The following is a 23,665-nucleotide window of genomic DNA, read 5'->3' on the forward strand; positions in this document are numbered from 1 at the left end:
CCATGACACCCCCGCCGCTGCGCCGCCGCCCCAATGGATTCTGGGCCTTCCTCCGTGTGATCGGACGCGGCCTCAACGCGGTGCGGCTGGTGATCATCAACCTGGTGTTCTTCGCCTTCCTGCTGCTGCTGGTGCTGCTGTTCGCGCTCGGCATCGCGGCCAGCCGGCAGGAGCACGGCATCCTCGACGGCAGCGTGCTGGTGCTCAAGCCGCAGGGCGAGCTGGTGGAGCAGTACAGCATCGAGCCGCTGCAGCGCGTGCTGAACTCGCTCTCCGGCAACCCGCCGCGGCAGATCCAGCTGCGCGACCTGGTGAGCGCCGTCGATACCGCGGCCAAGGATCCGCGCATCAGCCGCATCCTGCTCGACCCGGAAGACCTGCACGGCGGCTTCGCCGCGCTGCACGAGGTGGGCGCGGCGCTCGACCGCTTCCGCGCCGCCGGCAAGCCGGTGCTGGCGTGGGCGCCCAACCTCGACCAGGGGCAGTACTACCTCGCCGCGCACGCCGACCGCATCCTGCTCGACCCGCAGGGCGGCGTGCTGATCACCGGCCTGGCCAACTACCGGCTGTTCTACAAGAACCTGCTGGACAAGCTCGGCGTGGACGTGCACCTGTTCCGCGTGGGCCAGTTCAAGAGCGCCGCCGAGCCCTTCATCCTCGACCACGCCTCGCCCGAGTCGAAGGAGGCCGACGGCTATTGGATGGGCGGCCTGTGGGACAGCTACCTCGACGAGGTGGCCAAGCAGCGCAAGCTCGACCCGGCCGCGCTGCGCAGCGCGCTCGACGGCCTGCCGCAGGAGATCGCCGGCGCCCACGGCGACCTCGCCCAGCTCGCGCTCGGCCAGCACCTGATCGACGGCGTCGCCACCCCGGCCGAGGTCGAGGCGATGCTGCGCAAGGACGGCGTACCGGCCGGCAAGAACGGCCGCGGCATCCGCCAGGTGGGCCTCTCGCGCTACGTCGCCAACCTCGAGCAGGACAGCCCGTTCCAGTCCGGGGTGGCGGTGGTGGTGGCCGAGGGCGAGATCAGCGGCGGCAAGCAGCCGCACGGCAGCATCGGCGGCGAATCCACCGCGGCGCTGCTGCGCAGCGTGCGCGAGGACCGGCGCACCAAGGCGGTGGTGCTGCGGGTGGATTCCCCCGGCGGCGAGGTGTACGCGGCCGAGCAGATCCGCCGCGAGGTGGCGCTGACCCGCGCCGCCGGCATCCCGGTGGTGGTGTCGATGGGCAACGTGGCGGCCAGCGGCGGCTACTGGATCTCGATGAACGCCGACCGCATCTTCGCCGAGCCCAACACCATCACCGGTTCGATCGGTATCTTCGGCATGTTCTATACGGTGCCCGGCACGCTGGACAAGCTCGGCGTGCGCAGCGACGGCGTGGGCACCGGCCCGCTGGCCGGCGCGTTCGACATCACCCGGCCGCTGGCGCCGCAGACCGGCACGCTGATCCAGGCGATCATCGACAAGGGCTACCGCGACTTCGTGGGCAACGTGGCGAAGGCGCGCGGCAAGGATTTCGCGGCCATCGACGCCATCGCGCAGGGCCGCGTGTGGACCGGGCGGCAGGCGCTGGAGCGCGGCCTGGTCGACCAGCTCGGCGGGCTGGACGCCGCCGTCGCCGACGCCGCCGCCCGCGCCAAGCTGGGCAAGGACTACCACGTGCGCTACGCCGAGGAGCCGATGGGCGGCCTGCAGCAGTTCTTCGTCTCGATGAGCCAGAGCGCGCTGGTGCGCGTGGCGCAGGCGCACGGCCTGCAGCTGCTGCCGTCCTGGCTCGGCGAGCTGCCGCCGCTGCCGTCCGAGCTGAAGCTGCTGCGCACCGCCCAGGCCGGCCGGCCGAACGTCTATGCGTACTGCTTCTGCAGCCCGCAGTGACGGGCGTTTTGATGGATGGACGTAGAGACGTCCAAATGAGTCCGCGCGGCGCGGTGGGGCGCCCGCGCGGAAGAACGCGAGTCGGCGCGGGCTACAGGCTCGCCGCGTAGTAGTCGCCGCGCCGGTGCACCTGCACCGGCAGGCCGAACAGCTCGCTCAGCGCCTCGCCGGTCAGTGTGTCGGCCTTGCGGCCGTCGCGCAGCACGCGGCCCTCGCGCAGCATCACCACGCGGTCGATCTCCGGCAGGATCTCCTCGATATGGTGGGTGACCAGCAGCAGGGTGGTGCCGCCCCGCGCCAGCGCGCGCAGGCTGTCGAGGAAATGCCGGCGGGTGGCCGGGTCCAGGCCCGTGCACGGCTCGTCCAGCAGCAGCGCGCGCGGCCGGTGCACCAGCGCGCGGGCGATCAGCACGCGCCGCGCCTCGCCGGTGGAGAGGCTTGCCATCGGGCGACCGACCAGGTGCGTCGCACCCATCTGCGCCAGCGCCTCTTCGGCGCGCTGGCGCATGCCGGGGCTGACCCGGTGATCGAGGCCGAGCCCGCGCGCGGCGAAGAAGCCGGACGCCACCGCGTCGAACACCTCCAGCGGCGCGTCGCTGGTGAAGTCCAGCTGCAATGCGGGCGAGACGATGCCGAGCAGGCTGCGCAGCTCCTCCACGTGCCAGCGCGCGCGGCCGAAGAGGCGCACGCTGGCGGCGCCGTCCTTGCGCGCCAGCGGATAGAGCTGGCGCGTGACCAGTTTCACCAGGGTGGATTTGCCCGAGCCGTTGGGGCCGAGCAGGGCGGTGTGCTCGCCGGGGGCGATGGCGAGGCTCAGGCGATCGAGCACCAGGCGGGTGCCCTGCATCACGCTGGCCTGGTCCAGTTCCAGCAGCGGGGCGTCGGTGCCGTCGGCGAGGGGAGAGGCATCGGGGCGGTTCATGCCCTTACCTTGCCTATCGGGAGCGGGCGCGGCAAGCGGCTTTTCCGCATCGGGTGGAACGCCTGCGGTGCGAGGCGGCGACGTGCTTCAAGGAAGCGCTCTTTTCAATAACGAGCGCTGTCGCGAGCCCCCGCCCCTCACCGCGATCCTCTCCTCGCTCCCCGGCGCCGTCGCCATCCATGGCGCCTCCCCGCGTGCTCTGGCGAGGAGAGGAAGAAAAGCGCGGGCTTCGCGTGATGCCGTGCCTATTGCTCGGCCTGCTCGATCTGCCTGCGCTGCTCGGCCGCCTGCTTGTCCACGGCCTGCTGCACGTCCTTGGCGCGCTGCTCGGTTTTCTTCATGTCGTCCCAGGGCGTCGCCACGCGCGCGGCCTCGGGCTTGGGGGCGGCCTGCGGCGCGGGCGGCTTGCCGGAACAGGCGGCGAGGGCGAGCAGGCAGAGCGGGAGGGCGAGCCGTTTCATCGAGGCGTTCCCCGTTGGGAGGGTTCCGAGTGTCCTGCGACGCGCCGGCACGGGCAAGCGAGCCGGCCGCAAAGCGGACCGATCGGCTAAGCTCGACCTCATGAACACGCGCATCGACGCCTGGCAGTTGCAAGGGCATACCGCACTCGTCACCGGCGCCAGCAAGGGCATCGGCTATGCCGCCGCGCGCGAGCTGGCCGGGCTCGGCGCCGACCTGCTGCTGGTGGCCCGCGACGAGGATTATCTGGAACAGGTGCGGCTGGAACTGGCCGACGATTTCCCCGGCATCGCGGTGCGCGCCTTCGGCGCGGACCTCAGTGAGGCGGAGGAACGGCTGGCGGTGTTCGACTGGATCGCCGATCTCGGCGCGCCGCTGTCGCTGCTGGTCAATAACGCCGGTGGCAACGTGCCCAAGGCCGCGCTCGACTACGCGCCGGAGGAATACCGCGCGATCTTCGAGCTCAACCTGTTCGCCGCCTTCGAGATGTGCCGGCTGGCGCATCCGCAACTGGTGCAGCACGCCAACGCGGCGATCGTCAACGTGGGTTCGGTCTCCGGCGCCACCCACGTGCGCACCGGCGCGCCCTACGGCATGAGCAAGGCCGCGCTGCACCAGCTCACCCGCAACCTCGCGGTGGAATGGGCGGTGGACGGCATCCGCGTCAACGCGGTGGCGCCGTGGTACATCCGCACCCAGCGTTCGGAGCCGGCGCTGGCCGACCCGGACTACCTCGACGAGGTGCTGGACCGCACGCCGCTGCGGCGCATCGGCGAGCCGGAGGAGGTCGCCGCGGCGATCGCCTTCCTGTGCCTGCCGGCGTCGAGCTACATCACCGGCCAGGTGCTGGCGGTGGACGGGGGCTTCCTGCCTTACGGGTTTTGAGCGCCTGGCCGCGCTCCCTGCGAGGCGTTGCCGCCATTGCAGGAGTGCGCTTGCGCGCGACCGTGGCGCGGTCGCGTTGCCGTCGTGGGCCAGTCGCGCGCGAAGCGCGCTCCACGGCGCCGGCTGTTTTCGGGAACAAGGTCGTGGGCGGATTCCGAGGCCGGTGAGATTGCGGCGCCTACCCGCAGGACAGGCCTTGGTCCTGAGGTTTCCGGCCACTCGAAATCCTCATGCTGCGGAAGCCTCAAGTCCACGCCGTCGAGGGCGCCCGGTTTCGCCGTCGGGCGAGGATGCCTGAGCCCGGCGATCGCTTCGATTTGTCCACAAGCGCTGGGGAAACCCTGGGGGCAAGCCTGTGGGCAAGTCGTCGATCGCCTTGGCGAGCACGTACTTGCGACGGCTTGCTCAGCTTTTGCGCAGCGTGCGTTCAGCAGCCCCGCAACTGGGCGCGTAGTTCCGCGTCGCGGCGTTCCAGCGGCGGGCGGTCGCTCTTGAAGGCGCGGCCCAGCTTGCGGGCATTCTCGTCGTAGGCATCGCGCAGCGCCTGGCAGGTTTCCTGCGGGCCGAGCAGGCGGCAGCTGTCCTGCGCCCAGGTGTAGGCGCCGCTCACCATCCCCGGCGTCACCCGGCCGCGGTTGGCCTCCGGCGCGGAGATGCCGCCGCCGCCGCGGTCCGGCCCATAGGCCTGCGATAGCGAGTGCTGCCAGTCGAGCATGCCCAGCGGGACGAGATAGGGCGCGGGGTTGCCGTTCTCGCTGAGATAGCTCTTGCCGTCGGTGGCCCGCACGCAGGTGTAGAGGACGGGCAAGGGCGCGGCCGGTTCCGGCGGCGCGGCGGATGGAGGCGGCACCGAGGGTGCGGGCGGCGCTTCGGGTGTCGCGGGAGCGGCGGGCGGCGGCGCGGCCGTCGTCTCGGCCGGCAGGTCGATCCGCTGCTGCCGCTGGCCCCGGGCGCAGGGCGCGTCCTGGTAGACCACGCGCCCGTCCGCCGCAGTGCACTTGTATACCGTCGTGGCGACGGCCGGCATCGCGCAGGTCAGCCACAGCAGCATCGGCAGGAGGAAGCAGCGCATGCGCGGATTCTAGGCCTGGCGCCGTCGAGGCCGGGTGCTCAGAACTCGGCGAGGTGCTCTTCGGCGGCGAAGCCGACCACCACCGCGCCCTCGCCCACGTTGACCATGCCGGTAATGCTCATCGGCGCCTCCAGCAGGCTCACGCCGCATTCGGTGCAGGCCGAGCGCAGCCGTTCGTAGCCGGGCAGGCGCGGCAGTTCCTCCAGGTCGCCGCCGTAGCTCACGCAGACGGCCGGCACCAGCAGGCCGGCGTGGACGCGCTGGGCGACGTAGTCGAACAGCGTTTCCGCGCCCTGCTCGAAGCCGCGCACCTTGCCCACCGGGCTGGTTTCGCCGCGGTAGGCGCGCAGCAGCGGCTTGATGTCCAGCGCCGAGCCGAGCATGGCGCTGAACAGGCCCACGCTGCGGTCGCCTTTCTTCTTGGCGCGCGCGCGCAGGTAGTAGAGGTCGCGCGGCAGCATGTAGCCGTAGCTGTTGTTGGCGACGTAGGTGAGCCGCTCGCGGATCGCCGAGGGCGTCTCGTCGGCCTTGATCAGCCGGGCCGCCTCCACCACCGCCGGCGCGCTGCCGGCGAACAGGTTGCGGGTGTCGATCACCCGCATCAGGAACGGCCCCACCACCCCGTGGCGCTCGCGCGCCTCGCGGTACTGCTTGAGCACCGCGAAGCTGGCCTTGATCACGTGCTCGTTGATGGGGCTGCGGGTGGCGGTGATGGTGAGGCAGAACACGCAGTCCTGCTCCAGCACCAGCTTTTCCAGGAACAGCCGCTGCACTTCCTCCACCGAGCAGGGCTCCGTCTCCGCCGCATGGCTGCGGCTGCCCAGCTTGAGGTCGAGGAAGCGACGGATCTCGGCCGGGTCGCGGTTGTCCTTGAACTCGGCCCCGTCCACATGCACGGTGATCGGCATCACCGCGACCCGGTGCTCCTCGAGGAACGCCTGCGGCAGGTCGCAGGCCGCATCGATCGCCACTCCCATCCGCATGGTTCGCCCCCTTGTCGTTGCGGGGCGAACATAGCAGGGCGGTGATGACTTGTCTTCGCTGCCGCTGGCACAGGTGCTGGCTGGTCTCTGTGTCAGGAATTTAGCCGCTTAGTTTTTTGCGGCTTGCGGCCGATGGCTCGAAATAAACTGCGTGTGGGCCTTATGTATTTGAAAATACCCATAAAAATTTCGAAATTAAATATGTTGTCGCGAATTAATATTCGCCGCGATCGTGCGTTAATTGCGCAATTAATTGCCGTTGACTTTTCGTTATGGACCGACTTAGCGTAAGTCGGTCCGCTGTCGATGTCGGGCTTGTGGGTGCTCTGGCGTGCACGTAATCGCAAGGGTCGGGTCTGGTGGTGTTTTTACTTATGGAATAAAGCTGGCTTTATTTTTGTGATCGATATCGAATGTCGATCCTTCGTGTCATGGCATTGGAAGCCTGATTGATTTTGTTGATGGCAATTCCTTTTGGGGAGAAATAAATGAGTTGGTCCAAAGGTTCTACTCGAAAAAGGCACCGCATCGCACGCTCCGCGCTTGGTATGGCCATAGCGGGAGCGCTGGGCTTGTCCGGCATGATGATCGTCAGTCCGGTGCACGCCCAATCCTCCTATGGCACTTTGTACGGTTCTGCCAAACCCGGGGATGTCGTGCGCATCACGGCCCAATCGACTGGGCGCAGTCAGGATGTGGCGGTTAACGCAAATGGGCAGTACGTCGCCAACGGTCTTTCTTTGGGCAGCTATCAGGTGACGCTGATCGAAGCCGGCAATACCGTCGGCACCAAGGACGCCGTGGTCGTGGCCGGTTCTTCCATTCAGGTGAATTTTGCGGCCACGCAGAATTTGGCGGCGGTCACGGTGACGGCCCCCTCGGCCAATGCCATCGATACCAAGGCTACCGCGGTACGCACCGTGTTCACCGCGGATCAGCTCAAGTCTCTGCCGATACCGCGCGATGTGCTGGCCGTGGCCCAGCTGACGCCCGGTACGGTGCAGAATTCGACCTTTGGTGCGCCGTCCTTCGGCGGCAGCTCTTCGGCCGAGAACAGCTACTACATCGATGGCTTCAATGTCACCGATATGTACAACAGCCTGGCCTTCAACACCGTTCCCTGGTTTGCGATCGCGCAGGAGGACGTGCAGACGGGTGGCTACGGGCCGGAGTATGGCTTCTCCACCGGTGGCGTAGTCAGCGTCAATACCAAGCAGGGTACCAATACCTGGCAAGGTGGCGTCGACTACCAGGTCACGCCTGACGCTTGGCAGGGTCATACGCCGGCGCGGTACGACAATGCGGGGCGCCTAGTCAGCTCTTCGCGTACCAACTCCACCTCCAAGGACGCCTATAGCGCATGGATCGGTGGTCCTCTGATCAAGGACAAGTTGTTCTTCTTCGGCGCTGCGCAGTTCACGCGCACCAAGGACAACAACTACTCGTCCTATTCGCCCAGCTCGCTGTTGCCCGCCGCCGGCTATACCACACCGATCAACGCCGGCGCAGGTAAGTCGCGCACATCGGCACCGTATTACCTGGGCCGCCTGGACTGGAACATTACTGACAACAACACGGCGACCTATACCTTCGTCAGCGACGTCTCGCACGAAGCGACGCGGGTGTATGACCTCACCTACCGCAACGGCGACCCCCACGCAGGCGCCTGGGACGGCACGCTCAACTACAAGCAGGGCGGCAAGGTCAATATCCTCAAGGACGTGTGGCAGATCACCGACGGCCTCACCCTTACCGCGATCTATGGCCAGTCCAAGTACTACAACCCGAACGAGGGGAACCCGCAGTCGGCCTTCACTGCCAATGGCGTGAACGAGACCTACAATGGCGTGCTGGGCGATGCCAACCAGCCCGGTTGTCCGGTCATTACCGATCAGCGCGGCAGTGTCTTGGCCGGCACGGTCGCGCCCATTCAGGGCTGCAACGTGGCGGGCAACCTCTCCACGGGCAATGCCATCGACCGCCGCAAGAGCGGCACGCTCAACTTGGAATATGTGATCGGCAATCACGACATCGTGTTGGGCGGCAGCAAGGAGAGCTTCACCTCCAAGGGCGGTTCCACCACCGAGGGCGGTGCCGAGTACGACTACTACTCCACGGATGCCGGCCAGGACTACGCCGAGCAGGTGATCGAGCAGACCAGTGCCAGCGTGGGCATTCACACCACCTCGGCCTATCTGAAGGACTCCTGGACGATCGCCGACAACTGGCTCTTCAACTATGGCCTGCGCTACGACAAGTTCTCGAACTACAACGGCACCGGCGACACTTACATCAAGATGGCGCACATCTGGCAGCCCAGGCTCGGCTTGAGCTGGGATGTGCATGGCGACTCTTCGCTGAAGCTCTATGCCAGCGCCGGTCGCTACGCCTTGCCGGTGGATAGTGGCGTGGCCCTGCGTTCGGGCAGCCCGTCCATCTATACCTATCAGGACTTCAGCTATTCGGGTGTGGACCCGACCACCGGGCGCCCGCTCAACCTTGGCTCGCCGCCGCCCGGCGCCGCCTATGCGACCGCCTACCCGATCAATGGCGAGAGCGGTGTGGCGCCTCTGCCGGGTAGCTATTCGAACAAGTCGCTCAAGCCCTACACGCAGGACGAGTACCGCCTGGGGGCGCAGCAGGCACTGGATGACGGCTGGATCCTCGGCCTCGAATTGACTCATCGCCGCCTCAAGACCGCCATCGACGACTTCTGCGACTGGCGCCCGTTCGCCGCCTGGGGGGCCGCGCACGGTTACGGTGCTGCGATGGACGCGGCGGGCACGGGTGTGAATGGGGGCTATCCTCCGCTCGACCAGGGCGGCTGCTTTCTGTTCAATCCCGGTTCGGGCGGTACCTGGAACGTGGACCTGACTGGCAACGGCGTGGCCACGCCGGTTCACCTGAGCGCGGCCGAGATCGGTTCGCCGAAGGCCAAGCGCACCTACAACGCGGCAACCTTCACCTTCGAGCGCCAGTGGGACAACGTGTGGTACCTCAAGGGTTCCTACGTGTGGTCGCAGTCGCGCGGTAATACCGAGGGCATGGTGGCCACCGACGTGGGTCCGGGCCAGGCCGATGCGGGCACCACCGAGGCCTTCGATTACCCCGAGTTGATGCGCGGTGCGAATGGCTACCTGCCCAACGATCACCGCCATGTGATCAATGTCTTCGGCGCCTGGAAGTTTCTGCCCGAGTGGCAGCTGGGGCTGACGGTCAACATCGCCTCGGGTGCGCCGATCAGCTGCCAAGGCTATTTGGGCTCGCTACCGGGCGAGGCGGACGTTTCCGCTTATATCGGTTATGCCAATGGCTTCCATGTCTGCAATGGTGAGATTTCGCAGCGTGGCACGTCCGGCCGTACTCCCTGGACCTATGTGCTCAGCCCCAATGTCAGCTACATGCCGCATTGGGCCAAGGGCCTGACGTTCCGAGCGGGCGCGACGAACCTGCTCAACAATGTCAAGCCGCTCACCGTCTACGAGACCTCTGAAACCGGCGGCGGCGGAGCCGGTGTGACGGGTGTGACGCCTTATCGCCTCTACAAAGTGGGGCGTACTTATGAAACCCCGCGCGTGTTTCAGTTGGAGGCTGAGTACGACTTCAGCCTGTAACCGCTTCGCTTGATGGAACAAAAAAACCGCCACTGTTACGGGTGGCGGTTTTTTTGGTCTTGCGCTCGACTATGGGTGCCCCTCGGAATCCGCTCCTTTCAGTCGGCTGGCGGCGGGAATGGCTCAGTACCTCGGCACGCTCGGATCGACCTCCGCCGCCCACGCATCCATGCCGCCCTCCACGTTGTAGACCTGGCTGAAGCCGTGTGCCGCGAAGCGGCCGGCGGCGCCCTGGCTGGAGATGCCGTGGTGGCAGATGAAGGCGATGGGCGTGTCCTTGGGGAGGGTGGCGAGGGCTTCGTAGCCTTCCTCTTCCAGAATGCGCGCCTGCGGCAGCGGGGCGGCCTGGGCGCGGCTGGCGGCGGGGCGCACGTCGACCAGGACGAGGCCGCCCTCGGCGAGGCGCGCCTTCAGTTCGTGCACGCTCATCGACTTGACCTCGTTGGCGCCGGGGAACTTGAGGCTCAGGCCCTCGCCCTGCATGGTGGAGACCCAGTCGATCACGATGCCCTTGGCGCGCTGGGCGCTGCCCGGGTCGAAGTGGACCTCGATGCCGTTGGCGACCACCACGATGTCGTGCTCGCCGGCCGGGGCGAGCTGGAAGCCGGCGCTGTGGTCGGGGCCGATCTCCAGGTGCAGGGCCACGCCCTGTGCATTGGCGGTGCCCTGGCGGATCGCCTCGGCGGCCTTGTCGGTGATGGTGATCTCCGGCGGCGTGCGGTCGGGCGGGGTGGCGCCGAACAGCTGGTGCAGCTCGCCGCTGGTGTACATCTGGCGGATGATGTCGGCGCCGCCGACCAGCTCGCCGTCCACGTACAGCTGCGGAATGGTCGGCCAGTCGCCGTAGGCCTTGATGCCCTCGCGGATCGCCGGATCCTCCAGCACGTTCACCGTGTGGTAGTCGGGCAGCAGTTCGTTGAGGGTGTTGGTGGCGGCGGCGGAGAAGCCGCACATGGGCTGGTGGCGGGTGCCCTTCATGAACAGCACCACGCGGTGGTCCTTGAGCAGGGTTGCGATGCGGTCGCGGGTGGCGCTGTCGAGGGACATGGAGAAACTCCGGCTAAAGAGGGCCAATGATATATGTCCCCATATGCCGGCGTGAGGCGCCAGTTCAAGGCCGCGCCGGGGCGCATCGGTGGTGCCGTCCCTGGCGCCCAGCATCCATGAACACAGTGAACGGGCCTCAGGCCGCCGGGCGCAGCTCGGAGAGGTCGCGCCGGCGCCGGGCCAGCGGCGCCAGCGCCAGGGCCGCGGCAGGGGAGGGCAGCACCAGTTCGCGGCTGGCGCGGCCGAGCGGGGTCGGCTGCTCGCTCCAGTGGATGAGTTCCATCGCGCCGGTATGGTCTTCGACCAGGGCGGTGCAGTGCTCCACCCAGTCGCCGTCGTTGAGGTAGAGCACGCCGTCGAGGCTGCGCACCTGACCGTAATGGATGTGGCCGCAGATATGGCCGTCGTAGCCGCCCTCGCGGGCCGCGTCGGCGACGCGCTGGGCGTAGGCGTGGATGTAGGCCATGGCCTTGCCGATGCGCGACTTCATGATGATCGACAGCGGCAGGTAGGGCAGCTCCATCCGCTGGCGCACGGCGTGCACGCGGCGGTTGCCCCAGCAGGCGAAGCGATGCATGGCCTCGCCCAGCCACAGCATCCAGCGGCGGCCGGTGTGCTCGGGGTCGAACTCGTCGCCGTGGCTGACGCGGTAGCGGCGCCCGTCCGCGCCTTCGTGCACGGCGTCCAGCGCGATCCGCACGCCGCCGAACGCCTGGCCGGCGAGGCCGCGCAGCGCGGCGTCGTGGTTGCCGGGGATGTAGGTGACCTCGACGCCGCGGCGCGCCAGGTCGAGCACTTCGGCCAGCACGGCGCTGTGGTCGGGGTGCCACCACTGGCGCTGCGCCAGCGCCTCCAGGTCGACGATGTCGCCGACCAGGTAGAGCCGCTCGCAGCGCAGGCGGCGCAGAAAGTCGAGCAGGTAGGCCGCCTTGCAGTCGGGTGTGCCCAGGTGCACGTCGGAGATGAAGGCGCTGCGGCAGTGATAGGTCGCCATGGCACGGCGCTCCGGTGGCTGTCCGTGCTGCCAGTGTGGGTGTGTCAGGTCACCGGGGCGTGGCAGTGCTGTTGCAGCGAGGTTGCGGGCGACGGGGCATCGCCTTCGCCGCGGCGCCGACTTCAGGAGGTCAGGGCCTCGCGCGCCACCGGTTCGATGGCCGCCGCCCACAGCGCGTATTGCGCGGCGGACGGGTGCAGGCCGTCGTCCGTCACCGCGTCGGGATGCGCGCGGGAGAGGCCGGTGATGTCGACGAAGCGGCTGCCGGCCTGCGCGGCCTCCGCGCGGGCGATAGCGTTATAGACGTCCAATTCGGCGGCGATGCGCGCGATGTCGCGGCCGCCCTCGCGGGCGAAGCGGGTGACGCCCCAGTCGGGGATCGACACCACCACCACCCGGCCGGGCCGGTCGCCGGCCAGGGCGACGGCGCGCGCCAGCAGGCGGCGGAACTCGCCGCGGTAGTCCTCGGCGCCGCGGCCGCGGTACTGGTTGTTCACGCCGATCAGCAGGCTGACCAGGTCGTAGGGCGGGGCAAAGGTGCTGCCATCCATGCCGGCGGACAACTCGTCGGTGGTCCAGCCGGTCACGGCCACGATCTGCGGCTCGTCGAGGGCGCGGCCCTGCGCGCGCAGCCGCGCGGCCAGCTGCGCCGGCCAGCGCCCGTCCGCGGGCACGCCCTCGCCGATGGTGTAGGAGTCGCCGAGGGCGAGGTAGCGCACCGGCCGCTCCGCTTAAGCCATCGCGGCGACGGGCTGCGCGGCCTGCTCGGCGGCCATGCGCGCCAGCACGCGCTCCATGCGCACGAACACCTCGCGCAGTTGCGTCGGCGGCGGCAGCAGGGTGAGGCGCAGGTGACGGCTCTGCGGCACGTTGAAGCTGCTGCCGGGCACCGCCAGCACGTGCTCCTCTTCGAGCAGGCGCAGGGCGAAATCGTTGTCGTCGAAGGCGGCGATGCGGTCCGCGCGCACGGACGGGAAGGCGTACAGCGCGCCGCCCGGCGCCACCAGGTCGAGGTAGTCGCTGGCGGCCACGCCCTCCACGATGGCGCGCCGCGCCTCGTGCAGGCGCCCGCCCGGGGCGGTCAGCGCCTGGATGGTCGGGGCGCCGGCGAGCGCCGGCTCCACCGCCCACTGCGCGGTGACGTTGGCGCACAGGCGCAGCGCGGCCAGCAGCTGCAGTGCGTCGCGGTATTCGGCGGTGCAGGCAGGGGCGCCGGAGAGGCTCATCCAGCCCACGCGGTAGCCGCAGGCGCGGTACACCTTGGACAGGCCGCCGAAGGACAGGCACGGCACCTCGCCGGCCACCTCGGCCAGCGGCTGGAACATCGCGCCGTCGTAGAGGATCTCGTCGTAGATCTCGTCGCTGAGCAGCAGCAGGCGATGGCGCGCGGCGATCGCCACCAGCCGCTCCAGCAGTGCGCGCGGGTACACCGCGCCGGTGGGGTTGTTGGGGTTGATCAGCACCAGGGCGCGGGTGCGCGGGGTGATCAGCGCCTCGATCTCGTCCGGATCGGGCAGGTGGCCGTTGGCGGCCAGGCAGCGGTAGTAGCGCGGCCGGCCGCCGTTCAAGATGGTGGCGGCGCTCCACAGCGGATAGTCCGGGCTGGGCAGCAGCACCTCGTCGCCCGGCTGCAGCAGGGCGCGCAGGGCCAGGTCGATCAATTCGCTGACGCCGTTGCCGACGAAGATGCGCTCCACCGCCACGCCCGTGGCGCCGCGGGCGCGCTGCTGCGCGGCGATGGTCTCGCGTGCGGCCTCCAGGCCCTGCTCGTGGCCGTAGGCTTCGCTGTCGGCGAGGTGGGCGGCGATGGCCTGGCGCAGGTGCGCCGGCGTCTCGAAGCCGTAGCGGCCGGGGTTGCCGATGTTGAGCTTGATGATGTCCAGCCCGGCGGCTTCCAGCTCGCGCGAGCGGCGGGTGAGGGCGCCGCGGATTTCGTAGCGCACGTCCGCCAGGTGCGCACTGGGTTTGATCGAAGACAACGCCTGCATCCCGAAGAAGGCCGCCGTGCGGCTGAATGGATGGCCAAATGCTAGCAGCTGCGGCGGTCCCGCGGCGAGGCGGCGGCAGGCGTTGGATGAGGCAATCCTGGGGCATAATCGGTCCCCATGAGCGATGCCGAGACGATCCAGCGCCTGCGCCGCATCGGTTGGCGGGGCGACGCGCTGCCGGCCGCGGGGCGCCAACTGGCGCGCGTGGTGGCCCAGCACCGGGCCGGCTATGAGCTGCACGACGGCGAGAAGCTGTTCAACGCGCAGCCGGCCGGGCACTTCCTCAAGCGCGGGCTGGACCCGGCCGAGCGGCCGGCGGTGGGCGACTTCGTCGAGGTGGAGCCGGGCCGCCCGCCGCATATCCTGCAGATCCTGCCGCGGCGCACCGTGCTGTCGCGGGCGGCGGCGGGCGAGCGCTATCAGCGCCAGCTGATCGCCGCCAACATCGACTACGTGCTGGTGCTGACCGGCCTGGATGGCGACTTCAACCCGGCGCGCATCGAGCGTTACCTTTCCCTGGTGGAGGATTCGGCCGCGCGGCCGGTGGTGCTGCTCAGCAAGCCGGATCTGCACGAAGATGCCGTCTCGCGCATCGCCGAGCTGCGCGGGCGCCTGCCCGCCGGCACGCCGATCCACGCCATCAACGGCAAGGACCCGGCCAGCGTGGCGGTGCTGGCGCCGTACCTCAAGCCCGGCGACAGCGCGGTGCTGGTGGGCTCCTCCGGCGCCGGCAAGTCCACCCTCACCAACACCTTGCTGGGCGTGGACAAGATGGCCACCAGTGCGGTGCGCGAGCACGACAGCCGCGGCCGCCACACCACCACCCACCGCGCGCTGCTCGCCCTGCCCAGCGGCGGCTGCCTGATCGACACGCCCGGCATGCGCGAGCTGAAACTCACCGGCGAGGAGAACCTCGACCTCTTCGCCGACATCGAGGAGCTGGCCGCGCAATGCCGCTTCGCCGACTGCGGCCACGGCGGCGAGCCAGGCTGCGCGGTGCAGGCGGCGCTGGCCAGCGGCGCGCTGGCGCCGGAGCGCTGGCGCAACTACCTCAAGCTGCGCGACGAGCGCGAGGAGCAGGCCTCGATGCTGGAGGCGCGCCTGCGCCGCCAGCGCGGCGGCCGGCCGGTGGAGCGGCCGCACGGGCACCGCGGCCAGCGCGAGCGGGAATAGGTCGATCCCAACACCGAGGAGCCATGGCATGCGACGACGTTCTTCTCCCCTGATCCGCCCCGCCGTCCCGCGCGGGTTGTCCGGGGTGGCGGCGTCGCTCCGGCCCTGCGCGGCGCCCCGCCGGACACGCCCGTGAGCGCGGCCGCCGACCGCCTCGATCCCGCCCTCGAGCGCTATGCCGCGCTGGACCGCCGGCTGCTGGAGGCGGTGCGGCCGATCCGCATCCTGCCCACGGTGTCGTGGCCGGCCTCGCTGGAGAACCGGCTGATCGTGGACTACGCCGCGGGCCGCTACGCCTTGCCGGAGGTGAGCTATGTGCGGCCGGACCTGGCCGCGGTGCGCAAGGAACTGGCGGCGATCGGCCGCGAGGCGGGCCACCACGATCCGCTGGGCGAATACCTGTGCCGCACCGCCGAATCCTGGCGCATCGCGGCGGAGATGCTGGAGGCGGTGGGCACGCGCGGCGTCACCGCGCCCTCGATCGTGCTGTACGGCCGGCCGGGCGACGCCATCCCCGGCAGCGACACCAGCAACCTCGACGCCGCGCGCTACTTCGTGGAGCTGGCCGACGAACTGGGTGCGGACCTCAAGACCGTGGACGTGTCCCCGCACCTGCCGGCCGAGTCGCTGCGCAGCGAGCTGGCCGGCACGCTGGACGATTTCTTCGGCGCCGGCATCATCCGCGTGGAGGTGGACGACGAGCTCACCGCCAAGGCCGCGGCCGGCGCCACCCGCGTGCGCCTGCGCGGCGGCGCCAGCTTCTCCGACTACGACCGCCACCAGTTGCTGGCGCACGAGGCCTTCGTGCATTCGCTCACCGCGCTCAACGGCCGCGCGCAGCCGGTGCTGGCCTCGCTGGGGCGCACCTCGCCGCGGGTCACCGCCACGCAGGAGGGGCTGGCGGTGTTCGCCGAGCTGATCTCCGGCGCCATCGACATCGCGCGCTTAAAGCGCATCAGCCTGCGCATCCTGGCCATCGACATGGCGCTGGCCGGGGCGGATTTCGTCGAGGTCTACCACTACTTCCGCGAGCACGGGCAGAGCGTGGCGGACAGCTTCCACTCCACCCAGCGCGTGTTCCGTGGCGTGCCGACGATCGGCGGCGCGGCCTTCGCCAAGGACAACGTGTACCTCTCCGGCCTGCTCGCCGTGCACACTTTCTTCCGCTGGGCCTTCCGGCAGCAACGCATGGACCTCTTGCGCAACCTGTTCGCCGGCAAGCTGGCGCTGCACGACGTGCTGAGCCTGGAACCGCACTTCGCCTCCGGCGCCATCGCGCCGCCGCGCTGGCTGCCGCCGTGGATGCAGCAGATGCACGGGCTGGCCGGCAAGCTGGCGTTCTCGCTCTTCATCAACCGCATCCACATGGACAAGGTGCAGGCCGACGAGCTGACCTTGAGCCTGTAGGAGCGCGCCTTGCGCGCGACCGCGGCGTTGCAGCGTCACCGCTGGGCAGGCTTTTCGCGCGCAGGGCGCGCTCCTTACAGGCCTACGGCACATTTCGAGTGCGGGACCGTGAATGCCGCGCCGCTGCGGTCGGGTGCCACAGGACGCGGTGCTACCATTCCGCGCCATGCCGGCCCGCTCCGGCCCCGCCTTTCCCCACACGCCGTCGCCGCCCATGAGCCTCCCCGAAGAACTGCGCCAAGCCGCGCTCGAGTACCACCGCCAGCCCCGCCCCGGCAAGATCCAGGTCGTACCCACCAAGGCCATGGTGACCCAGCGCGACCTCGCGCTGGCCTATTCGCCCGGCGTCGCCGCCGCCTGCGAGGCGATCGTGGCCGACCCGAACCAGGCCGCCACGCTCACCGCCCGCGCCAACCTGGTGGCGGTGATCACCAACGGCACCGCGGTGCTGGGCCTGGGCGACATCGGCCCGCTGGCCGGCAAGCCGGTGATGGAGGGCAAGGGCGTGCTGTTCCAGAAGTTCGCCGGCATCGACGTGTTCGACATCGAGCTGGCCGAGCGCGACCCGGGCAAGCTGGTGGACATCATCGCGGCGATGGAGCCCACCTTCGGCGGCATCAACCTGGAGGACATCAAGGCGCCGGAGTGCTTCATCGTCGAGCGCAAGCTGCGCGAGCGGATGAAGATCCCGGTGTTCCACGACGACCAACACGGCACCGCGATCATCGTGGGCGCGGCGGTGGTCAACGCGCTCATGGTGGTGGGCAAGCGCATCGAGGAGGTGAAGCTCGCCACCACCGGCATGGGCGCGGCGGGCGTGTCGTGCGTGAACATGCTGGTGGCGCTGGGCCTGCGCCCCGAGAACATCCTCGCCATGGACCGCGACGGCGTGCTGCACGCCGGCCGCACCGACCTCGACCCCGACAAGCAGCGCTACGCGCGCGACACGGCCAAGCGCACGCTGGCCGAGATCGTCGAGGGCGCGGACATCTTCCTGGGCCTCTCCGCCGGCGGCATCCTCAAGCCCGAGATGGTGGCGACGATGGCGGAGCGGCCGATCATCCTGGCGCTCGCCAACCCCAGCCCCGAGATCATGCCAGAGGACGCCAGGCGCGCGCGGCCGGACTGCATCGTGGCCACCGGGCGCTCGGACTTCCCCAACCAGGTCAACAACGCGCTGTGCTTCCCGTACCTGTTCCGCGGCGCGCTGGACGTGGGCGCCACGGTGATCAACGAGGCGATGAAGGTGGCCTGCGTGCACGCCATCGCCGAGCTGGCGCGGATCGAGGCCTCCGACTTGGGCGGCGCCTACGCCGGCGACGCGCCGACCTTCGGCCCGGAGTACCTCATCCCGCGCCCGTTCGACCCGCGCCTCTTGACCAAGCTGGCGCCGGCGGTGGCGCAGGCAGCGATGGATTCGGGCGTGGCCACGCGCCCGCTGGCCGACATGGAGGCCTACCAGGAGCAGCTGGCCCAGTTCATCTACCGCACCGGGTTGCTGATGAAGCCGGTGTACGAGCGCGCCCGCGCCGAGAAGAAGCGCGTGGCCTACGCCGAGGCGGAGGAGGAAACGGTGCTGCGCGCGGTGCAGACGGTGATCGACGAGGGCCTGGCCTTCCCGATCCTGATCGGCCGCCCCGAGGTGATCGACATGCGCATCCAGCGCCTGGGCCTGCGCATGCGCCAGGGCGTGGACTTCGAGCTCACCAACATCCACGACGACCCGCGCTTCAACGACTACTGGCAGCAGTACCACGCGCTCACCGAGCGGCGCGGCGTGACGCCGTCGGCGGCCAAGGAGCTGGTGCGCTCGCGCACCACCCTGATCGCGGCGCTGATGGTGGCGCGCGGCGAGGCGGACGCGATGATCTGCGGCCTGGTCGGGCGCTACCACAAGAAGCTCGGCTACGTGCGCAGCGTGTTCGACCTGGACCCGGGCGTGCAGTCCACCTCGGCCATGACCGGCGTGATCAACGAGCACGGCAGCTGGTTCTTCCTCGACACCCACGTGCAGGTGGACCCCACCGCCGAGCAGATCGCCGAGGCCACCCTGCAGGCGAGCTACCGCCTCAAGCTCTTCGGCGTGGAGCCGAAGATCGCGCTGCTCTCGCACTCCAACTACGGCAGCCACAACAACCCCAGCGCCGCGAAGATGCGAGAGGTGTGGAAGATCCTCAAGAAGCGCGCGCCCAAGCTAGAGCTGGACGGCGAGATGCAGGCCGACACCGCGCTGGACGAGGCGCTGCGCAAGCGCATGTTCCCGCACACCACGCTGAGCGGCCGCGCCAACCTGTTCGTGATGCCCAACCTCGACGCCGCCAACATCGCCTACAACATGGTGCGGGTGATGACCGGCGGCGTGGCGATCGGCCCGATCCTGATGGGCGTGGACAAGCCCGCGCACATCCTCACCCCGGCCTCCACCGTGCGCCGCGTGGTGAACATGACCGCGGTGGCCGCGGTGGATGCCCAGCTGCGCGCCGCGCAGGGCCAGCGGCGCGCCTGATCGCCGCCCGCCGGGACGTTTCCATGCTGCGTTGCAGCATGGAAACGTGTTTGGTGCGCCGCCGCGCGCCGGCTAGAATCGGTGGATCGCTCGTCCTGGGGCGAACGTACCAGCCGGCTCCCGGCCCGGTCCGCCCGCCGGAACGATGCCCCATACCGTCGCCCTCCCCAGCGACGCGCATCCACTTCTAGTAGGCGGCCCCAGGCCGCGGAGATTCTTCGATGGACCAGTTCGACGACATCCTCCATCAGGACAACGACCCCACCGAGACCCAGGAGTGGGTGGAATCGCTCACCGCGGTGATCAACCGCGAAGGCACCGAGCGCGCGCATTACCTGCTGGAGCGCATGGTCGATTCCACCCGCCGCTCCGGCGGCTACCTGCCGTTCGACCCCACCACCGAGTACGTCAACACCATCCCGCCGCACCTGGAGGCCAAGAGCCCGGGCGACGCGGCGATGGAATGGCGCATCCGCTCGCTGGTGCGCTGGAACGCGATGGCGATGGTGGTGCGCGCCAACCGCAAGCCGGGCGAGCTGGGCGGCCACATCGCCAGCTTCGCCTCCTCGGCCACGTTGTACGACGTGGGCTTCAACCACTTCTGGCGCGCGCCCAGCGCCGAGCATCCGGGCGACCTGGTGTTCCACCAGGGCCATTCCAGCCCCGGCATCTACGCCCGCTCCTTCCTCGAAGGGCGCATCGGCGAGGACCAGCTCGACCTGTTCCGCATGGAAGTGGCCGGCCATGGCCGCGGCCTGTCCTCCTACCCGCACCCGTGGCTGATGCCCGACTACTGGCAGGTGCCCACGGTGTCGATGGGCCTGGGGCCGATCCAGGCGATCTACCAGGCGCACTTCTGGAAGTACCTCGAGCACCGCGGCCTGATCCCCAAGAGCGACCGCAAGGTGTGGTGCTTCATCGGCGACGGCGAGAGCGACGAGCCGGAGACGCTCGGCGCCATCTCCCTGGCCGGCCGCGAGAAGCTCGACAACCTCATCTTCGTGATCAACTGCAACCTGCAGCGCCTGGACGGCCCGGTGCGCGGCAACGGCAAGATCATCCAGGAGCTGGAGGGCGTGTTCCGCGGCGCCGGCTGGAACGCCATCAAGCTGGTCTGGGGCAGCTACTGGGATCCGCTCCTGGCCCGCGACAGCAAGGGCGTGCTGCGCAAGCTGATGATGGAAACCGTCGACGGCGAGTACCAGGCGTGCAAGGCCTTCGGCGGCGCGTACACGCGCGAGCATTTCTTCGGCAAGTACCCGGAGACGGCGGCGATGGTCGCCAACCTCTCCGACGACGACGTGTGGCGCCTGAACCGCGGCGGCCACGACCCGCACAAGGTCTACGCCGCCTACCATGCGGCGGTGAACACCCAGGGCATGCCCACGGTGATCCTCGCCAAGACGGTGAAGGGCTACGGCATGGGCGCGGCCGGCGAGTCGCAGAACCCCACCCACCAGCAGAAGAAGCTGGACGACGAGGCGGTGCGCCACTTCCGCGACCGCTTCAACATCCCGGTGCCGGACGACAAGCTGCACGAGGTGCCCTACTACCACCCCGGCAAGGACTCGCCGGAAGTGCAGTACATGCAGGAGCGCCGCCGTGCGCTGGGCGGCTTCCTGCCGCAGCGCCGTCGCCACGCCGACGCCAAGCTCAAGGCGCCGGAGCTGGCCGTCTTCGAGCAGATCACCAAGGGCACCGGCGAGCGCGAGATCTCCACCACCATGGCGCTGGTGCGCGGCATGAACCTCCTGCTGCGCGACAAGCAGATCGGCCAGCGCGTGGTGCCCATCGTGGCCGACGAGGCGCGCACCTTCGGCATGGAGGGCATGTTCCGCCAGATCGGCATCTACGCGCCGTTCGGCCAGAAGTACCGCCCGCAGGACGCCGACCAGCTGCTGTACTACCGCGAGGACCAGAAGGGCCAGGTGCTGCAGGAAGGCATCTCCGAGGCCGGCGGCATGGGCGCCTGGATGGCCGCGGCCACCAGCTACTCGGTCAGCAACGTGGCGATGCTGCCGTTCTTCATCTACTACTCGATGTTCGGCTTCCAGCGCATCGGCGACATGGCCTGGGCCGCCGGCGACATGCGCTCGCGCGGCTTCCTGATCGGCGGCACCGCCGGCCGCACCACGCTCAACGGCGAGGGCTTGCAGCACGAGGACGGCCACTCGCACCTGCTCGCGGGCGCCATCCCCAACGTGCGCGCCTACGACCCCACCTTCTCCTACGAGGTGGCGGTGATCCTGCAGGACGGCACCCGCCGGATGATCGAAGACCAGGAGGACGTGTACTACTACCTCACGGTCATGAACGAGAACTACAGCCATCCGGACATGCCCAAGGGCGTGGAGGAAGGCATCATCAAGGGCCTGTACCTGTTCAAGGACGCGGGCAAGGCCAAGAAGAGCGAGCCGCGCGTGCAACTGCTCGGCTCGGGCACCATCCTGCGCGAGGTGATCGAGGCGGCCGAGCTGCTGGAGAAGGATTTCGGCGTCAGCGCCGACATCTGGTCGGTGCCGAGCTTTGTCGAGCTGCGCCGCGACGGCTTCGACGCCGAGCGCTGGAACCGCCTGCACCCGGAAGCCGAGCAGCGCGTGCCGTACGTCACCGCGCAGCTGTCCGGCCGCCAGGGCCCGGCCATCGCCGCCACCGACTACGTGCGCGAGTACGCCGACCAGATCCGCGCCTTCCTGCCCGACGGCATGCGCTACACCGTGCTCGGCACCGACGGCTACGGCCGCTCGGACACCCGCGCGCACCTGCGCAGCTTCTTCGAGGTGGACCGCTACTGGATCGCCCTGGCCGCGCTGTCGGCGCTGGCGAAGGAGGGCAAGGTGAACGCCAAGGACGTGGCGCGCGCGATCAAGGAGTACAAGCTCGATCCGGAGAAGCCGAACCCGCTCACCGCGTGAGAGGCCACCGCTGCAACGAAAGAACCCGCCGCGAGGCGGGTTCTTTTTTTTGGAGGGCGCAGCGGAGGGCGCGGTGGCCCGCTCAGTCCTCGTCGGAGCGGAACAGGTGACGCAGCAGGAAGAACGCGCCGACGGTGCCGGCAACGATCGCCGCGGTGGCCACCGGGTGGCGCTGCACCTGCCGGCGCGCGCGGCGGTACTGGTAGTTGGCCTCGTCGGCCATGTCCTCGGCCAGGCGGGTCAGCTGGCGGCGGTAGCTGCCGTGCTTGCCGAAGCGCAGCGTGGCGCGTCGGCCACGGGCGACCAGGTCGCCGGCGGTCTCCGCCGCATTGCCCGCATAGTCGCGAACGCGCTCGCGGACGCCGTTGTAGTGGCGTTCGAGTTCATCGGTTCTGCTCATGGACGGCTCCTTATCGTGCCCGGCCAGCTTGCCGGCGATGGCGTGAGTGCAGTGTAGAGGCTCCGCTAGGCGGTCTGCGCGGCCGGCTCGTCCACCGGCGGCGCGGTGCTCTGCAGGCGCTGGCGCCGGCGCAGGGTGGGGAACAGCCACATCCACAGGCCCACCACCACCAGCGTGCCGAGGCCGCCCAGCGCGCTCGCGCCCACCGCGCCCAGCCAGGCGGCGAGCAGGCCCGACTCGAACTCGCCGAGCTGGTTGGAGGTGTTGATGAAGATGGCGTTGACCGCGCTCACCCGGCCGCGCATGTCGTCGGGCGTGTCCAACTGCACCAGCGCGCCGCGGATCACCATGCTCACCATGTCGAACGCGCCGGCGGCCGCCAGCGCCAGCAGCGACAGCCACAGCACGGTGGAGAAGGCGAACACCACGGTGGCCGCACCGAAGCCGGCCACCGAGGCGAACATGATCAGCCCCACCCGCCGCTGCAGGCTGTGCCGCGCCAGCCACACCGACATCAAGAGCGCGCCCACCGCCGGCGCCGCGCGCAGCAGGCCCAGGCCCCACGGGCCGGTGTGCAGGATGTCGCGGGCGAAGATCGGCAGCAGCGCGGTGGCACCGCCCAGCAGCACGGCGAACAGGTCCAGCGAGATCACGCCCAGCACGTCCGGCCGCGCGCGGATGAAATGCACGCCGGCGAACAGCGTCTTCAGCGTGGCCGGCTCGCGCCGCGGCGGCGCCTGCTCGTAGCGCAGCCGGCCGACCAGGACCACCGAGAGCAGGTAGAGCGCCGCCGCGACCAGGTAGACCACGCCCGGCCCCGCCACGTAGAGGAAGCCGCCCAGCGCGGGGCCCATGATCATCGCCGCCTGGCCGGCCGCCGCGGTGGCCGCCATCGCGCGCGGCAGGATCGCCGGCGGCACCAGCGCGGGCAGCATCGACTGCATGGCCGGGAACTCGAACGCCTTGGCCACGCCGATGGCGAACACCAGCGCCAGGATGCCGGCCTCGTGGATGCCGTGCCAGAGCGTGAGCGCGGCCAGTAGCGCGATGGCCAGCCATTCCACCACCTGCCCGGCCAGCACGATGCGCCGCCGCTCGAACTGGTCGGCCACGTGGCCCGCGGGCAGCGCCAGCAGCACGGAGGGAACGAACTGCACCAGGCCGATCAGGCCGAGGTCGAGCGCGCGTCCGGTGAGCGCGTAGATCTGCCAGCCCACCGCGACGGAGAGCATCTGGAAACCGAAGCTGGAGGCCACGCGGACCAGCCAGAACTGCACGAAGGCGGGATGGCGCAGCAGCGAATCCGACGCCGGCGGCGTGGGGGAGGGCGGCATGGGGAATCCTTGCGGGAAGCCGCCATTATCGACGCCGCCGCGCCGCAGAACAAAGCGTGCCCGTCTTGACGCCCGCCTTCCTTCGCCTT

At 69.5% G+C, this 23,665-nt stretch carries 17 protein-coding genes; 7 read left to right on the top strand and 10 right to left on the bottom strand.

Going from position 1 to position 23,665, the window contains the following annotated elements:
* Nucleotides 1-2: 2 nt before the first annotated feature.
* Nucleotides 3-1,877, top strand: coding sequence for a signal peptide peptidase SppA (gene sppA / locus ACH65_RS08695; RefSeq protein WP_049622199.1), 1,875 nt, complete (start codon nucleotides 3-5; stop codon nucleotides 1,875-1,877).
* 91 nt (nucleotides 1,878-1,968) lie between these two features.
* Here sppA and ACH65_RS08700 read toward each other — a convergent pair whose 3' ends face one another.
* Together ACH65_RS08700 and ACH65_RS08705 are read right to left on the bottom strand one after the other, a co-directional pair.
* Entirely contained in the window at nucleotides 1,969-2,799 is an 831-nt protein-coding gene (locus tag ACH65_RS08700; protein WP_049622200.1) for an ABC transporter ATP-binding protein, read from the bottom strand.
* A gap of 245 nt (nucleotides 2,800-3,044) precedes the next feature.
* Entirely contained in the window at nucleotides 3,045-3,260 is a 216-nt protein-coding gene (locus tag ACH65_RS08705) for a hypothetical protein (RefSeq protein WP_049622201.1), read from the bottom strand.
* Between the two features lie 100 nt (nucleotides 3,261-3,360).
* On the opposite strand from ACH65_RS08705, the gene ACH65_RS08710 reads away from it, so the two are divergent.
* On the top strand, nucleotides 3,361-4,143 hold the full coding sequence (locus ACH65_RS08710; RefSeq protein ID WP_049622202.1) for an SDR family oxidoreductase: 783 nt from the start codon (nucleotides 3,361-3,363) through the stop codon (nucleotides 4,141-4,143).
* Nucleotides 4,144-4,570: 427 nt separating this feature from the next.
* Here the strand turns inward: ACH65_RS08710 and ACH65_RS08715 are convergent, their stop codons facing one another.
* Entirely contained in the window at nucleotides 4,571-5,215 is a 645-nt protein-coding gene (locus tag ACH65_RS08715; protein WP_049622203.1) for a DUF4124 domain-containing protein, read from the bottom strand.
* A gap of 38 nt (nucleotides 5,216-5,253) precedes the next feature.
* On the bottom strand, nucleotides 5,254-6,198 hold the full coding sequence (locus ACH65_RS08720; protein ID WP_202594171.1) for a DegV family protein: 945 nt from the start codon (nucleotides 6,196-6,198) through the stop codon (nucleotides 5,254-5,256).
* 488 nt (nucleotides 6,199-6,686) lie between these two features.
* Between ACH65_RS08720 and ACH65_RS08725 the strand changes: the two genes are divergently transcribed.
* The gene (locus ACH65_RS08725) at nucleotides 6,687-9,812 is read left to right on the top strand and encodes a TonB-dependent receptor (protein WP_082190219.1); all 3,126 of its coding nucleotides are present in this window, start codon (nucleotides 6,687-6,689) and stop codon (nucleotides 9,810-9,812) included.
* 123 nt (nucleotides 9,813-9,935) lie between these two features.
* Here ACH65_RS08725 and grxD read toward each other — a convergent pair whose 3' ends face one another.
* The 4 genes from grxD to ACH65_RS08745 all read right to left on the bottom strand — a co-directional run bounded on the left by grxD (nucleotide 9,936) and on the right by ACH65_RS08745 (nucleotide 13,832).
* On the bottom strand, nucleotides 9,936-10,859 hold the full coding sequence (gene grxD, locus ACH65_RS08730) for a Grx4 family monothiol glutaredoxin (RefSeq protein ID WP_049622206.1): 924 nt from the start codon (nucleotides 10,857-10,859) through the stop codon (nucleotides 9,936-9,938).
* 136 nt (nucleotides 10,860-10,995) lie between these two features.
* Entirely contained in the window at nucleotides 10,996-11,853 is an 858-nt protein-coding gene (locus ACH65_RS08735; protein WP_049622207.1) for a UDP-2,3-diacylglucosamine diphosphatase, read from the bottom strand.
* Nucleotides 11,854-11,975: 122 nt separating this feature from the next.
* The gene (locus ACH65_RS08740; protein ID WP_049622208.1) at nucleotides 11,976-12,572 is read right to left on the bottom strand and encodes an SGNH/GDSL hydrolase family protein; all 597 of its coding nucleotides are present in this window, start codon (nucleotides 12,570-12,572) and stop codon (nucleotides 11,976-11,978) included.
* Nucleotides 12,573-12,584: 12 nt separating this feature from the next.
* Nucleotides 12,585-13,832 (bottom strand): aminotransferase class I/II-fold pyridoxal phosphate-dependent enzyme, encoded by a 1,248-nt coding sequence (locus ACH65_RS08745; protein WP_049622233.1) that lies wholly within the window; start codon nucleotides 13,830-13,832, stop codon nucleotides 12,585-12,587.
* Nucleotides 13,833-13,958: 126 nt separating this feature from the next.
* Here ACH65_RS08745 and rsgA point away from each other — a divergent pair, with 126 nt between their 5' ends.
* The 4 genes from rsgA to aceE all read left to right on the top strand — a co-directional run bounded on the left by rsgA (nucleotide 13,959) and on the right by aceE (nucleotide 21,842).
* Nucleotides 13,959-15,014, top strand: a complete 1,056-nt coding sequence (gene rsgA / locus ACH65_RS08750; protein ID WP_049622209.1) for a ribosome small subunit-dependent GTPase A — start codon at nucleotides 13,959-13,961, stop codon at nucleotides 15,012-15,014.
* Nucleotides 15,015-15,146: 132 nt separating this feature from the next.
* Complete coding sequence (locus tag ACH65_RS08755; protein ID WP_049622210.1) at nucleotides 15,147-16,421, top strand: peptidase MATCAP family protein; 1,275 nt, start codon at nucleotides 15,147-15,149, stop codon at nucleotides 16,419-16,421.
* A 214-nt stretch (nucleotides 16,422-16,635) separates the two neighbouring features.
* Nucleotides 16,636-18,927, top strand: a complete 2,292-nt coding sequence (locus ACH65_RS08760) for an NADP-dependent malic enzyme (protein ID WP_049622234.1) — start codon at nucleotides 16,636-16,638, stop codon at nucleotides 18,925-18,927.
* Between the two features lie 221 nt (nucleotides 18,928-19,148).
* Nucleotides 19,149-21,842 carry a pyruvate dehydrogenase (acetyl-transferring), homodimeric type gene (aceE, locus tag ACH65_RS08765; protein WP_049622211.1) on the top strand — a complete coding sequence of 898 codons (2,694 nt, stop codon included), beginning with the start codon at nucleotides 19,149-19,151 and terminating at the stop codon, nucleotides 21,840-21,842.
* 82 nt (nucleotides 21,843-21,924) lie between these two features.
* Here the strand turns inward: aceE and ACH65_RS08770 are convergent, their stop codons facing one another.
* Complete coding sequence (locus ACH65_RS08770; RefSeq protein ID WP_049622212.1) at nucleotides 21,925-22,242, bottom strand: hypothetical protein; 318 nt, start codon at nucleotides 22,240-22,242, stop codon at nucleotides 21,925-21,927.
* A 65-nt stretch (nucleotides 22,243-22,307) separates the two neighbouring features.
* A complete protein-coding gene (locus tag ACH65_RS08775; RefSeq protein WP_049622213.1) occupies nucleotides 22,308-23,576 on the bottom strand; it encodes an MFS transporter in 1,269 nt (422 codons plus the stop codon).
* Between the last annotated feature and the right edge of the window lie 89 nt (nucleotides 23,577-23,665).

It is taken from the genome of Frateuria defendens (assembly GCF_001182895.1).
Taxonomy (GTDB): Bacteria; Pseudomonadota; Gammaproteobacteria; order Xanthomonadales; family Rhodanobacteraceae; genus Frateuria_B; species Frateuria_B defendens.